Genomic DNA, 13,560 nt, shown 5'->3' with positions numbered 1-13,560 from the left:
CGGCTCAGGCCGGGCGTGCGGCTCAGGTCAGGCCCAGGGCCGGCATCAGGTAGTAGAAGGCGAACACGGCGGAGACCACGTACATCGGGACCGGCACCTCACGGCCGCGGCCGGCCGCCAGGCGCAGCACCGCGAAGGTGATGAAGCCCATGCCGATGCCGTTGGTGATCGAGTAGGTGAACGGCATCATCACCATCGTGACGAAGGCCGGGATCGCGATCGTGTAGTCGGCCCAGTCGATCTCCTTGACCGAACCGGCCAGGATCAGGAAGCCCACCGCGAGCAGGGCCGGGGTGGCCGCCTGGGAGGGGACCATCGTGGCGACCGGGGTCAGGAACAGGGCGACGGTGAAGAGACCGCCGGTGACGATGTTCGCGAAGCCGGTGCGGGCGCCCTCGCCGACGCCGGCCGTGGACTCCACGAAGGCGGTGGTGGCGGAGGAGGAGCTGGCGCCGCCGGCGGCCACGGCGAGGCCGTCGACGAAGAGGACCTTGTTGATGCCGGGCATCTGGCCCTGCGCGTCGGTCAGCTTGGCCTCGTCGCTGACGCCCATGATCGTGCCCATCGCGTCGAAGAAGCACGACAGCAGCACGGTGAAGACGAACAGGACGCCGGTCAGGACACCGACCTTGCCGAAGCCGCCGAAGAGGCTGACCTCGCCGATGAGCCCGAAGTCGGGGGTGGCGACGGGGTTGCCGGGCCACTCCGGGGTGGTCAGGCCCCAGGACGGCACGGTGGCGACCGCGTTGACGATCAGCGCCAGCGCGGTCATCGCGACGATCGAGATGAGGATCGCGCCGGGCACCTTGCGGACGATCAGCGCGAGCGTCAGCAGCGAGCCGAGGATGAAGACGAGGACCGGCCAGCCGTTGAGGTGACCGTCGGCGCCGAGCTGGAGCGGGACGGTGGTCTGGGCGACGTCCGGGATGCGGGTGACGAAGCCGGAGTCGACGAGGCCGATCAGCATGATGAACAGGCCGATACCGATGCTGATGGCCTTGCGCAGGCCGAACGGCACGGCGTTCATGACGCGCTCGCGCAGACCGGTCGCCACCAGCAGCATGACCACGAGACCGGCGAGGACGACCATGCCCATCGCGTCCGGCCAGGCCATCCGGGGGGCGAGCTGGAGCGCGACGACGGAGTTGACGCCGAGGCCGGCGGCCAGCGCGATGGGCACGTTGCCGATGACGCCCATCAGCAGCGTCGTGAACGCGGCCGTGACGCAGGTGGCGGTGACGAGCTGGCCGTTGTCGAGCTGGTGCCCGTACATGTCCTTCGCGCTGCCGAGGATGATCGGGTTCAGCACGATGATGTAGGCCATCGCGAAGAAGGTGGCGAAACCGCCCCGGATCTCCCGGGGCAGCGTGCTGCCGCGCTCGGAGATGCGGAAGAAGCGGTCGAGCGCGCCGTACGCGGGCGTGCCGCCCGGCTCTCCGGGCGCGGGAACCTTGGCGGGGGCCGAGGTGGACATGTGGGACCTCATCACCGGCGGACATCCCCCATGCCGCTTTGGTGCTTCCTACGAATGAAAATGGTCAGAGGCAAACGGATTCAGTATGAACACATAAATCCGTGAACACCATCTCCGCGCGTAGACCTGATCGCCTCGTAGGCTGTCCCCATGGCGAAGTGGACCCCCAAGCACGAGGCGCCGGAGCCCCTGGAGGGCCCCGTGGTCGCCACCATCACCGGCGGCACGATCCTCTGGTTCGCCCTCTTCCTCGTCCAGCTGCCCTTCTACGGCTGGTTCGACGACCACGGTCACCTGTGGTGGCTGTGGACCTGCCTCGCGGGCGGCGGTCTGGGCTTCATCGGCATCTGGTACGTCCGCAGGCGGGACGCGGCGATCAAGCGGGGCGCCGCCGGACAGGAGTAGCCGCGGGGGCGGGCCGGGAACGGGACGGCGGTGGGCCGGGAGGGGACGGCCGGTGGGCCGGGACGGGACGGCCCGGAGTCCGGGGGAACCCTGAGCCGGGAGCCGGGACCCGTGGGCGGCGCGTGGTACCGCCGCACGAGGGCCCTCCTCCCCAGGTCGGATCTTCCGCCACCGCGGCGGGTGAACGCCCCCCTCCGCACGTACCGTCGATGCCATGACCCATGCCGACGCCACCACCGCCCGGACCCCCGCGGCGACCGGGCTCACCGCCGCCGAGGTCGCCGAGCGCGTGGCGCGCGGTCAGGTCAACGACGTGCCCGTCCGCAGCAGCCGCTCGGTCGGCGAGATCGTCCGGGCCAACGTCTTCACCCGCTTCAACGCGATCATCGGCGTCCTGTGGATCGTCATGCTGTTCGTCGCGCCGGTGCAGGACGGCCTCTTCGGGTACGTCATCCTCGCCAACACCGGCATCGGCATCGTCCAGGAGTGGCGGGCGAAGAAGACCCTGGACTCCCTCGCCGTCATCGGCGAGGCCCGCCCCACCGTCCGGCGCGACGGGGCCGCCGTCGCCGTCGGCACCTCCGCCCTCGTCCTGGACGACCTCGTCGAGATCGGGCCCGGCGACAAGGTCGTGGTGGACGGGGTGTGCGCCGAGGCCGACGGCCTGGAGATCGACGAGTCGCTCCTCACCGGCGAGGCCGACCCCGTCGTCAAACGCCCCGGCGACCAGGTGATGTCCGGCAGCTTCGTGGTGGCGGGCGGCGGCGCCTTCCGGGCCACCAGGGTCGGGCGCGAGGCGTACGCCGCCCAGCTCGCCGAGGAGGCGTCCCGCTTCACCCTCGTCCACTCCGAACTGCGCACCGGCATCTCCACGATCCTCAAGTACGTGACGTGGATGATGGTCCCGGCCGCGATCGGCCTGGTCGTCACCCAGCTCTTCGTCAAGAACAACGACCTCAAGGCGTCGGTCGCGAGGACCGTCGGCGGGATCGTGCCGATGGTGCCGGAGGGCCTCGTCCTGCTGACCTCCGTCGCCTTCGCCATCGGCGTCGTCCGGCTCGGCCGCAAGCAGTGCCTCGTCCAGGAACTGCCGGCCATCGAGGGCCTCGCCCGCGTCGACACCGTCTGCCTGGACAAGACCGGCACCCTCACCGAGGGCGGCATGGACGTCGCCGAGGTCCGCGCCCTCGACGGCAGCGACGGCGGGTACGTCCGCGAGGTGCTCGGCGCCCTCGGCGCGTCCGACCCGCGGCCCAACGCCTCCCTCCGGGCGGTCCTCGACGCCTGCCCGGACACCGCGGACTGGCGCCGCCTGCAGTCCCTGCCCTTCTCCTCCGCCCGCAAGTACAGCGGCGCCGCATTCGCCGAGGGCGACGGCGACGGCGCGATCAGCACGTGGCTGCTCGGCGCCCCCGACGTCCTCCTCCCCGACGGCGACCCCGCCCTCGCCGAGACGGAACGGCTCAACGAGCAGGGCCTGCGCGTGCTGCTCCTGGCCCGCACCCCGCACCACCTCGACGACCCCGACGTCACCCGCGGCGTCCGCGCCACCGCCCTGGTCGTCCTCGAACAGCGGCTGCGCCCCGACGCGGCCGACACCCTGCGCTACTTCGCCGAGCAGGACGTCCGCGCCAAGGTCATCTCCGGCGACAACGCGGTGTCCGTGGGCGCCGTGGCCGCCAAGCTGGGTCTGGACGGCCGCGCGGTGGACGCGCGCCGGCTGCCCGCCGAGCGGGAGCCGATGGCCGCCGCGCTCGACGAGGGCACGGTGTTCGGACGGGTCACCCCGCAGCAGAAGCGGGACATGGTCGGCGCCCTCCAGGCGGGCGGGCACACCGTCGCGATGACCGGGGACGGCGTCAACGACGTCCTCGCGCTGAAGGACGCGGACATCGGCGTGGCGATGGGCTCGGGCTCGGAGGCCACGCGGGCCGTCGCCCAGATCGTGCTGATGGACAACAGCTTCGCCACGCTCCCGTCGGTGGTGGCGGAGGGCCGGCGGGTCATCGGCAACATCACACGGGTGGCCACGCTGTTCCTGGTGAAGACCGTGTACTCGGTGCTGCTGGCGCTGCTGGTGGTGTGCTGGCAGGTGGAGTACCCGTTCCTGCCCCGCCACCTCACCCTGCTGTCGACGCTGACGATCGGCGTCCCGGCGTTCTTCCTCGCCCTCGCCCCCAACAAGGAGCGCGCGCGGCCCCACTTCGTGCGGCGGGTGATGCGGTACGCGATTCCGGGCGGGGTGCTGGCCGCGGTGGCGACCTTCGTGACGTACCTGGTAGCCCGGCACCACTACACCGGGGCGGGGTCGCTGGAGGCCGAGACGAGCGCGGCGACGCTGACCCTGTTCCTGATCTCGATGTGGGTGCTGGCGATCATCGCCCGGCCCTACACCTGGTGGCGGGTCCTGCTGGTGGCGTCCATGGGCGCGGCCTTCGTGCTGGTCCTGGCGGTGCCGTGGCTCCAGGACTTCTTCGCGCTGAAGCTGGTCGGCATGGCCATGCCGTGGACGGCGGTGGGCGTCGCCGCGGTCGCGGCGGCCGTCCTGGAACTCCTGTGGAGGTGGATCGGCCGGCGCGTCCCGGCGTAGGGCGCGTGGCGGAAGCGGCGCCGTCCGCCCGGAGGGCGGGCCCGGGGGCGCATCCGCGGCGGCGGGACCACCGCGCCGCGTTCCCGCGAACGGCAGGGGGCCCGCACTCCGCCGGGTGCGGAGTGCGGGCCCCCTGCCGTTCGGCCGGCCGACCCGATCGATCGGGTCGGCCGAGTCGGCCGACCAGACGGATCGGCCGGGTCGGCCGGCCAGATGGGTCGGCCGGGTCAGCGCACGTCGACGAAGTCGGCCGTGGCGGTGGCCGCCGGGGTGGTCGAGGTGCCCGCGAAGGTGTAGCGGAAGTAGCCGTCCGCGGTCGCCTTGACGGTCGTCTTCAGGACGCCCGTCGTGCTCGACTTGATGGTCTTGACCGTGGTGTAGGTGGTGCTGCCCTTCTTGCGGAACTGCAGCTTCACCGGCTGGGTGGAGTACCCGGCGTAGGTGTTGTTGTCCCAGTTGGCACGCGACAGCTTGCCCGTGACGGTGAGGGTCTTGCCCTTCTTCACCGGCTCCGGGGTGGCGTCGGCGGTGAGCTTCGAGGCGCGCAGCAGCTTGGCGGTGCCGAGGTCGCCCCGCCAGGTGAGCCCGCCGCTCTCGTTGGCCGCGAGGGCGCCCAGCTTCCAGCTGCCCGCCTGGCTGTTGACCAGGTCGATGTCCTCGCCGGAGGTGGCCTTCGGACGGAACTGGATCTTGGCCGTGCACTTCAGGACCGTCGAGGAGACCGTCGTGCAGGTGCCGGCGTCGTCGCCGCCGATGAGGTCGTCGGAGGTCATGCCGAGCGTGGCGCCCCGGTAGAGGACCGGCACCGTCCCGAGGGCGTTCGGGTTCAGGCTCGCGGGCTTCGTCACGGTGTAGGTCGCGGTGACCGTGACCTGGGCCGTGGGGCCGACGACGACGGGCTTGCCGCCGTTGACCTTCAGGTTGGAGAAGGTGACCGCCGGACCGGCCGGCGCGGCCTGCGCGGCCGGCACGGCGAGGGCGGACAGGGCGACGGCGCCGATGACGGCGGCGACGGTGGTGGTGGCGCGTACGCGCATGCGGGTTCCTCGGAGAATCTGGAAGGGGATCTGCGAGGTGACGGCCCGGTCCCCGCCGGGTGCGGGGCCGGGCCGTCCCTCAGTGGTGTCGGTCGCTTCAGCGCACGTCGACGAAGTCGCCCGCGGCGCTGACGGCCGGGGTGGTCGAGGTGCCGGCGAAGCTGTAGCGGAAGTAGCCGTCCGCGGTGGCCTTGACGGTCGTCTTCAGGGCGCCCGTCGTGGTGGTGTTGATGGTCTTGACGGTGGTGTAGGTGCTGCTGCCCTTCTTGCGGAACTGCAGCTTCACCGGCTGGGTGGAGTAACCGTGGTACAGGTTGTCCTCCCAGTTCGCGCGGGACAGCTTGCCGCTGACCGTGATGGTCCTGCCCTTGACGACGGGCTCCGGGGAGGCGTTGACGGTCAGCTTCGAGTAGCGCTGGACCAGCGTGGAGCCGAGGGCGCCCTGGTCTGCGTAGTCGCCGCTGGTGTAGTTGAGGGCCAGCGCGCCGCCCTTCCAGCTGCCGGCGTCGGAGTTCAGCAGCTCCCCCTCGGCCGGGTAGACGTCGATGTCGCCCTTGCAGGTGGCGGTGGTGGCCGAGGTGTCGGTGCAGGTGGCCGCGTAGTTGCCGAACAGCATGTTGTCCGGGTCGGCGAACGCGCCCTTGTAGATGTACGGGCCGGTGGCGAAGTCCTCGGCGTGGATGTCCACCTCGGCGCCGTGGGTCAGCTTGTAGGTGACCGTGGTGGCGACGTGGTTGGTGGTGCCGACCTTGAGCGCACCGGCGATCTTGAAGTTGGAGAAGGAGACGTTCAGGTCACCGTCGACGGCGGTGGTGAACGCGGACTTCCCGGAAGTGCCGTGGGCGGCGGCGAAGGCCGCGGCGGCGCTCTCGCGGTACGAGGGGTCGTCGGCCTGCGCGGTCGGCACGGCGAAGGCGGACAGGGCCAGGGCGCCGGAGACGGCGGCCACGGTGGCGCGGATGCGCATGCATTCTCCAGGGAGGAGAGAGGGTCCTGGCCGGCGGTGTTCCTCACGGATCGTCATCGCGCAGGACCCAGGTGATCACGGAGCCTGTTGGCTCACATGATCAGATGCACGACGGATGTGAAGGGTTGTACGAAAGCGGTGGAGATTTTCGTACGGAAACCCGGAAGCCCGGACACCGGGCGCGGAAGCCCGGACGGGCCCGCCCGTGCGGGGTGCCCCGGCGGATCCGGGGCACCCCGTCCGTGCGGCGGTCGCTCAGTCGAACCAGCGGTCCCGCGCCAACTCGCCGGTCCTGGAGGGGTCTTCGAGCAGGGCGGCCACCTCGAAGCGGCGGGGCCACTGGCCGGCCGCCCAGGCGAGGCCCGCGGCGACGCCCTCCAGGGTGGCGGCGTGCAGGACGCCGTCACCGGTCAGGCGCCAGTCGATCTCCACGCCGTCCACCACGAGTTCCTCGTGTTCGACGTAGGTCGCGGGGGTGCGCGGGCCGAGGAGGACGCGTACCGGATCCGGGACGTCGTGCTCGGCGCCCTCGGAGTGGATCTCGCCGGTCACGGACTCGCTGAGGCGGCGGACCTGGAACAGCTCGGCCAGCTCCGCGGCCCGCGCGGGCCGTACGGGCAGCAGCGGGACGCCCGCCGTGAAGGGCAGCAGGTCGGGGGAGTCGACGACGACCGCGTCGGCCGCGTCGACGACCTCGACCCGGCCGTCGACGACCGCCCTCAACTCGTCGGGCAGGGTCACCTGTTCCGGGTCCAGCTCGGCCAGCGCGCCGTAGAGGCCGTGGAGTTGGGCGGCGCTCACCGGGCGGTCCGGGTCCGCGAGGCGGTCGAGCAGCTCGGCCGCGCCGCCCGGCTCGTCGAGGAGGGCGGCCACGGACGTCCGTACGCCCAGGGCCCGCAGCACCTGCTCGTCGTCGAATCCGGTCGCGTCGGCCTGGTCGTACAGGCCGTGCAGGAGGGGGTCGCCGCCGGCCGCGAGCAGGCCCGCCGGACGGCGGCCGTCGAGGACGGGGTGGCCGCGCAACCACCAGGCGGTGTACGGGCGTACGACCTCGTGGGTGCCGTCCGGGAGCAGGATCCGGACCGGCTGGACGAGGGCGTCGCGCAGGGGCGGCCGGGCGAGCAGGGCGAGGGCCTGCGGCCAGTGGTCGTCGTCGACGAGGTCGAGGTCGCGGACGGCGACCAGCTCGGTGGCGACCGGCGGGACGGGCGTGTCGGGGAAGCGGTCGAGGATGTCCTCGCACCAGACGTCCACGGCGTCCAGCAGGCCGGCGTCGTCGGGTTCGGCGAAGTCGCCCTCGCGGGGCTCCAGTTCGTCCGGGTCCAGGACGACGTCCGTGGCCCGCACGAGCGCGAAGTCCGCGAGGACCCCGCAGGCCGCGAGGGGCTGCTCGCCCCACTTCCCGGCCAGCTCCGGGTCGACGAAGGCGAGTTCGTCCTCGCGGATGACCTGCGCGAACGGGCTGCCGGGCAGGACGAGTTCGCCGGCCGGGGCGAGCTCGCCCTCCTCGTCGGGCAGCGCGAGGGCGCCCAGCCAGGGCTCCTCGCCGGGCTCCAGGCCCGCGTCGCGCACCAGCGCGAGGACGGTGTCGGCCAGTTCCTCGGCGTCCGGGGTGTCCTGGTCGTCCCAGGCGCCGCGGTCGTCGTCCAGGGACGCGGCCACGGCGGCCCGCACCTGCGGGGTGGTCAGGATCGCGCGCGGCGTCGCGGGCAGCGCCCCCAGCTTCTCCAGCAGCGGATGCGCGGCGTCGGGGTGGGCCACCTTGAGGCCCAGGCGGGCGAGGACGTCGGCGTCGAGCCGGGCCGCGTCCGGGGTGGGCAGCAGCACCTGGCGGGGGCCGATCGTGGTGCGTGCTCCCCCGGAGCCGAAGGCCTGGGGGGTGCCCCCGGCGAGGGGCACCGGCAGCCCGGAGAGGCGGTCGGGGTCGACCCCGGCGAGGCTCTCGTAGAGCCGGTGCCACCACTGCGGGTCCTTCTCCAGCCCGGCCAGCCGGTCGACCGCGTCGGCGAGCGGGACCCGCGCCACCCCGAGCGAGCGCAGCTCCACCCGGCGCTCCAGCCCGGCCGGCAGCAGCGTCGGCAGCACTTCGGCGAGCACCCGTACGGTGTCGGCGCCCGCGCCCTCGACGACCTCCGCGTCCCGGGGCCGCAGCGCCTCGGGCAGCTCGTCGTCGCCCTCCACCGGCTCGGCGGCGGGCGGCAGGAACGCCGTGCGCGGCAGCCGCTCCAGGATCGCCTGCCGCAGGGCGCCGTCCAGTTCGCCCTTGCCCAGCGGGCCCGGTACGAGGTCGATGATCCCGGCGGTCACCGGGCGCCAGGCGGCCAGCAGTGCGGCGTACGCGTCCGCCGCCCGCTGCACGAGGTGGTCGGTGAGCGGGCCGGGCGCCGCGTGCCGCCGGGTGGTGTCGAGGGGGAAGGAGGCGATCAGCAGCGCGGGCACGCCGAGCGGCTCGTCGCTGGGGGTGGGCGCGTGCACGACGGGGCTGGTGCGGGGCCGGGCCGGGGACCCGTCGGCGTCGACCGGTACGGCCCAGGTCACCGACCAGTGGGGCCGCAGCCGCTCCTCCACCGGCCGGCCGACGAGCAGGTCGGGCGTGAGGGGCCCGTGCGCGGCGGCGATCCGCCACCGGGTCGTGCCCTCCCGCGTGTCCGACACGACGGTGAGGGCGCCGTCGGTGTCCCGGCGCAGGATGCGGGGGGCCGCGTCCCCGACCTCGATCACGACCTCCTCCAGGCCCGGCAGGGCGAGGAGGAGGGCGTCGTCGACGGCGGTGAGCAGCCGTTCCGCGAGATCGGCGGCGGGGGTGTCGCGCAGCGGCAGGATGACGGCCGTGTCGTACGGCTCGGGGGCGGTGCCCTCGGCGGCGAAGGGCAGCCGCAGCAGCGGCACGTGGCCCTCGCGGCGGCGGATCTCGTCGCCCAGGCCGGGGCTGTGGCGGGCGGTCTCGGAGGCCAGTACGCGGGCCTCGGCCAGGGACCAGCGGATCCCGCCGTGCCGGCCGACCACGGCGGGTTCGTCGGTGACGGCGAGAACGGCGGCGAAGCCGACGCCGAAGCGGCCGACCGCGGACCGGTGGGTCTCGCGTTTCGCGGACGCGCGCAGGGTGGAGAGCGACTCGACGCCGGCCGCGTCCAGCGGGGCGCCGGTGTTCGCGGCCACCAGGACGCCCTCGCGCAGGGTGAGGCGCAGCCGGCCGGGCACGCCGGCGCGGGCGGCCGCGTCGGCGGCGTTCTGCGCCAGCTCGACGACGAGGCGGTCCCGGTACCCGCCGAGGACCAGATCCTCCTCGGCGTTCGCGTCCTCCCGGAAACGGGCGGCACTCGTGGCCCAGGCGTCCAGCACTCCGCGCCGCAGCCGGGCCGTTCCGAACGGGTCGGCCCCCTCTGCCGCGGGCCGCACGAACTTGCTCACGTCGGTTCACTCTCCTCATCGCCGTGAGCTCGAAGGTACCGCGCGGATCGGCTCCGCCGGTTTCGCGTCGTGAGGTGCGGCCTCCCGCGGTCCCGTCCGGGGGCTCCGCCCCCGGCCCCCCGGGCCCGTGCCCACCCACCACCCGACTCGGTGGGACGACAGGCGACGGGCCGGGTGTCCCGGCCCGCCCGGCGCTGCGAGGACGAGGCCGTCCGGACCGGGAGCGGGGGCGGGGACGGCGGCCCCGGGAGCGAGCGGCGCGCCCCCGCTCCCGGTCAGGACGGGGAGGGGCGGCGGGGCCGGGCACGACCAGGCTGAGCCGAGTCGGGTCGGGCGGGACCGGGCGGGACCGAGCCGAAGTGAGCTGGGCAGAGCCGGGCCGGGCCGAGTCGGGTCGGGTCGGGCAGAACCGAGCCGGGCCGGGCCGGGCAAAACCGGGCCGGGCAGAGCAGGACCGGGCAGGGCAGAGCCGGGCCGGGCAGAGCCGGACCGAGCCGAGCCTAGGAGTGGCCCAGTTCCGCCGATTCCTCGTCCGTCACCGCCGGTACCGAGCCGGAGTCGGGGGCCGGCCGCAGGGGGAAGGGGTCCACCCGGTTCTCGTCGATCACCGGCAGGGGCGGCCGGGGCGGCTTCGGCATGACCGCCGCCTCCGAGTGCCCGCCGCAGCCGTACGCCAGCGACACCACGCGCCCGTCGGCCGGGGAGAACTCGTTGGCGCAGACCCCGAAGGCCTGGCCGAGGGAGCCGCCGATCGGCGTGAGGAAGCCGCAGCTGACGCAGGCCGCCGGCGCCGCCTGCGCCATCGGGGTCTTCGCCCCGAACGCCTCCTCCCAGCGGTCGGCGGCGGTGTGCAGGCCGTAGCGCGACAGCACGCGCGCCCGGCGCATCCCCAGCTCCTCCGCCACCGCGGGGATGGACCCGCGGGACGGGACGGCCGGCAGCCGCGCGGGCGGCGCCGCCGTCACCTCGGCGTCCTCGGCCTCCGCCAGCTCCGCCATCTCCTCCGAGACGGGCGAGCCGGGCAGCGGGGCGTCCTCGCCGGTGTAGCCCGGTTCCAGACGCAGGTCGTCCGCGTCCGTGGGGAGGAGGTCGCCGGGGCCCATGTCGCCGGGGCGGAGGCGTTCGCTCCACGGGACCCACTCGGGGGCCAGCACCGCGTCCGGACCGGGCAGCAGCACCACCTCGTCCAGCGTCACGATCTTCGCCCGCGAGGCCCGCGCGACGGTCGCCGCCCAGCGCCAGCCCCGGTAACCGAGTTCCCTGCACTCGAAGAAGTGCGTCACCACCCGGTCACCCTCGGCGAGGACTCCTACGTGCTCCCCGACCACGCCGGGCGCGGCGGCCTCCTCTGCCGCCGCGCGGGCGAGGTCGACGGCCTCGGCGCACAGGCGGTCGGGGGTGCGGCTTCGCGTGGTCGCTGCGCTCACAGGTATCGCTTCTCTCCTACGCCGTCACTCGGGTGCGGTTGCCACCGGCGGCGGAGCGGACGGAGCGGACCAGTGGGCCGCGTCGACGTCAGCGTCCGATCGCGCTCGGGCGCACCTGTGCCATCCATTGTGGGGGATGGCTGAGATACGCACGCTACCTGTTCGCGGCCGCTCATCCCACACCGACGGTGCTTCTACGGCACTCCGCGCCGAGTTTCCCCGCGGTTTCCCCGCACTCGTCCCCGGCCGGACCCGCCCGGTCCGCCGCCCCGGCCCCCGGCGCCGGACCGGCCCCGGCCCCTCCGGGCGCCGTCCGCGCGCCGTCCGTGAACCGACCGCGAGACACCCGTGAACCGGCCGTGAGCCGCCCGAGCAACCGACCGTGAGCCGCCCGTGCAACCGGGCGGGAAACCGACCGCGGAACCGGGCACCGAGCGGAAAGTGCGCGCCCATACGTGCGGTGACCGCGCTACATCCCGGTTTCTCGGGGCACTATGGCGGAGTGGCAGCCGCGAGGACACCCCAGGGCGCCACCGGGACCGGTGGGGCGAAGGGCTACAAGGGGAGGGGCAGGGTGAGCGGTTCGGGCCGGGTGAACGGGTCCGTCCGCGCGATCGGCCGTGCCCTGCACCTGCCGTTCACCGGAACCGCCCGTGGCATCCGCAAGGCCACGCACGCGCACGGCGCGGGCGAGTCCGGGCTCGGCAAACTGATCGAACTGCACGCCGTGAACGGCGCCGGCGACGTGATGATCACCATCGCGCTCGCCTCGACCGTGTTCTTCTCGGTCCCCACCGACGAGGCCCGCGGCCGGGTGGCGCTCTACCTGGCCATCACGATGGCCCCGTTCACGCTCCTCGCCCCGGTGATCGGCCCCCTCCTCGACCGGCTGCCGCACGGCCGCCGCGCGGCGATGGCGGGCGCGATGGCCGCGCGGGCGCTCCTGGCCCTGGTGCTGTCCGGCGCCGTCGTCAGCGGCAGCCTGGAGCTGTATCCGGCGGCCCTCGGCGTGCTGGTGGCGTCGAAGGCGTACGGCGTGGTCAGGAGCGCCGTCGTGCCGCGCCTGCTGCCACCGCGCTTCTCGCTGGTCAAGGCCAACTCCCGGGTCACCCTGGGCGGCCTCCTGGCCACCGGTGTGGCCGCGCCCGTGGGCGGGGGCCTCCAGCTCCTCGGCCCGCGCTATCCGCTCTACGGCGCCTTCGTGATCTTCGTCGTGGGCACGTTCCTGTCCTTCTCGCTGCCCCCGAAGGTGGACTCGGCCAAGGGCGAGGACCGGGCGCTGCTCGCGGCCGACGAGGAGCATCTGCACGGTCCGCACCTCCACCCGGTCAAGCGCCCCGGGCTGCGGACGGTCGGCAGCGCGGTCACCCACGCCCTGGGCGCCAACGCGTCCCTGCGCTGGCTGTCCGGGTTCCTGACGTTCTTCCTGGCGTTCCTGCTGCGCGAGCACCCGCTGACCGGCCAGGGCGCGGCGATGTCGCTGGGCATCGTGGCCGTCGCGGCGGGTGTCGGCAACGCGCTGGGCACCTCCGTGGGGGCGGCCCTGCGCTCCCGCGCCCCGGAACTGATCATCGTGACCGTGGTCGCGGTCGTGCTGGGCACGGCGATCACGGCGGCGGTCTTCTTCGGGGCGTTCCTGGTGGCCTGTCTGACGGCCGTCGCCGGCTTCTCGCAGGCGCTGTCCAAGCTGTCCCTGGACGCGCTGATCCAGCGGGACGTGCCCGAACTGGTGCGCACCTCGGCGTTCGCCCGCTCGGAGACGCTGTTGCAGGTGTCGTGGGTGTTCGGGGGCGCGGTCGGCATCGTGATGCCGCTGAGCGGCACCCTGGGGCTCTCCGTGGCCGCCCTGGTCATCGCCACCGGCTGGGCGACCACCGCACGGGGCCTGATCGGCTCGGCCCGGCACAAGGGACCGCCCCGGGCGAAGGTCACCTGACCCCGCCCCGACCACGCCCGTCACCACCGCCTGGCCATCCCGCCCGCGCCCTGCCCGCCCGGTACGACGCCCCGCCCTCGCCGACGCGACGCCCCGCCCCGACCGGAAGCCGCCCGTCCCGTCCACGCCCGGCACCACCCCCCGGTCCGGTCGGCACGGCGTCCCACCCGGCCCGCACGGCGTCCCCGCCCACCCCACCACCGCGCCCCGGCCGCCGGCACGGTGTCCGCCCCGGCCGGAAAGCCGGCCGGCCGGGGCGGGCGGGCCCGAGCCCGCGTGGCGTAACCCGCGGCCGCGCCGCACCCCACGTAGG

General features: G+C 74.1%; 8 protein-coding genes. 3 read left to right on the top strand and 5 right to left on the bottom strand.

Annotated elements, in window-relative coordinates:
• Window positions 1-22 precede the first annotated feature (22 nt).
• A complete protein-coding gene (locus ACF09K_RS14375; protein ID WP_392243457.1) occupies window positions 23-1,474 on the bottom strand; it encodes an NCS2 family permease in 1,452 nt (483 codons plus the stop codon).
• Window positions 1,475-1,624: 150 nt separating this feature from the next.
• Between ACF09K_RS14375 and ACF09K_RS14370 the strand changes: the two genes are divergently transcribed.
• Together ACF09K_RS14370 and ACF09K_RS14365 are read left to right on the top strand one after the other, a co-directional pair.
• The gene (locus tag ACF09K_RS14370) at window positions 1,625-1,879 is read left to right on the top strand and encodes a DUF2530 domain-containing protein (protein ID WP_392243455.1); all 255 of its coding nucleotides are present in this window, start codon (window positions 1,625-1,627) and stop codon (window positions 1,877-1,879) included.
• Between the two features lie 214 nt (window positions 1,880-2,093).
• Complete coding sequence (locus ACF09K_RS14365) at window positions 2,094-4,469, top strand: HAD-IC family P-type ATPase (protein WP_392243453.1); 2,376 nt, start codon at window positions 2,094-2,096, stop codon at window positions 4,467-4,469.
• Window positions 4,470-4,696: 227 nt separating this feature from the next.
• On the opposite strand, the gene ACF09K_RS14360 is transcribed toward ACF09K_RS14365, so the two are convergent.
• The 4 genes from ACF09K_RS14360 to ACF09K_RS14345 all read right to left on the bottom strand — a co-directional run bounded on the left by ACF09K_RS14360 (window position 4,697) and on the right by ACF09K_RS14345 (window position 11,311).
• A complete protein-coding gene (locus ACF09K_RS14360; RefSeq protein ID WP_392243451.1) occupies window positions 4,697-5,506 on the bottom strand; it encodes a hypothetical protein in 810 nt (269 codons plus the stop codon).
• Between the two features lie 97 nt (window positions 5,507-5,603).
• On the bottom strand, window positions 5,604-6,473 hold the full coding sequence (locus ACF09K_RS14355; protein ID WP_392243449.1) for a hypothetical protein: 870 nt from the start codon (window positions 6,471-6,473) through the stop codon (window positions 5,604-5,606).
• 255 nt (window positions 6,474-6,728) lie between these two features.
• Complete coding sequence (locus ACF09K_RS14350; protein WP_392243448.1) at window positions 6,729-9,884, bottom strand: sacsin N-terminal ATP-binding-like domain-containing protein; 3,156 nt, start codon at window positions 9,882-9,884, stop codon at window positions 6,729-6,731.
• Between the two features lie 500 nt (window positions 9,885-10,384).
• On the bottom strand, window positions 10,385-11,311 hold the full coding sequence (locus ACF09K_RS14345; protein ID WP_392243446.1) for a DUF3027 domain-containing protein: 927 nt from the start codon (window positions 11,309-11,311) through the stop codon (window positions 10,385-10,387).
• A gap of 502 nt (window positions 11,312-11,813) precedes the next feature.
• Here ACF09K_RS14345 and ACF09K_RS14340 point away from each other — a divergent pair.
• A complete protein-coding gene (locus tag ACF09K_RS14340) occupies window positions 11,814-13,247 on the top strand; it encodes an MFS transporter (protein ID WP_392243444.1) in 1,434 nt (477 codons plus the stop codon).
• Window positions 13,248-13,560 lie beyond the last annotated feature (313 nt).

It is taken from the genome of Streptomyces sp. NPDC014882 (assembly GCF_043081325.1).
Lineage (GTDB): Bacteria > Actinomycetota > Actinomycetes > Streptomycetales > Streptomycetaceae > Streptomyces.
The sequence above is the reverse complement of the archived record's forward strand: the minus strand, read 5'-3'. Positions and strand labels throughout refer to the sequence as shown.

Bases quoted from the DNA above. Each gene is read 5' to 3' on its own strand.
- ACF09K_RS14355 (WP_392243449.1), bottom strand. From the start codon at position 6,473: ATGCGCATCCGCGCCACCGTGGCCGCCGTCTCCGGCGCCCTGGCCCTG.
- ACF09K_RS14370 (WP_392243455.1), top strand. From the start codon at position 1,625: ATGGCGAAGTGGACCCCCAAGCACGAGGCGCCGGAGCCCCTGGAGGGC.
- ACF09K_RS14360 (WP_392243451.1), bottom strand. From the start codon at position 5,506: ATGCGCGTACGCGCCACCACCACCGTCGCCGCCGTCATCGGCGCCGTC.
- ACF09K_RS14365 (WP_392243453.1), top strand. From the start codon at position 2,094: ATGACCCATGCCGACGCCACCACCGCCCGGACCCCCGCGGCGACCGGG.
- ACF09K_RS14375 (WP_392243457.1), bottom strand. From the start codon at position 1,474: ATGTCCACCTCGGCCCCCGCCAAGGTTCCCGCGCCCGGAGAGCCGGGC.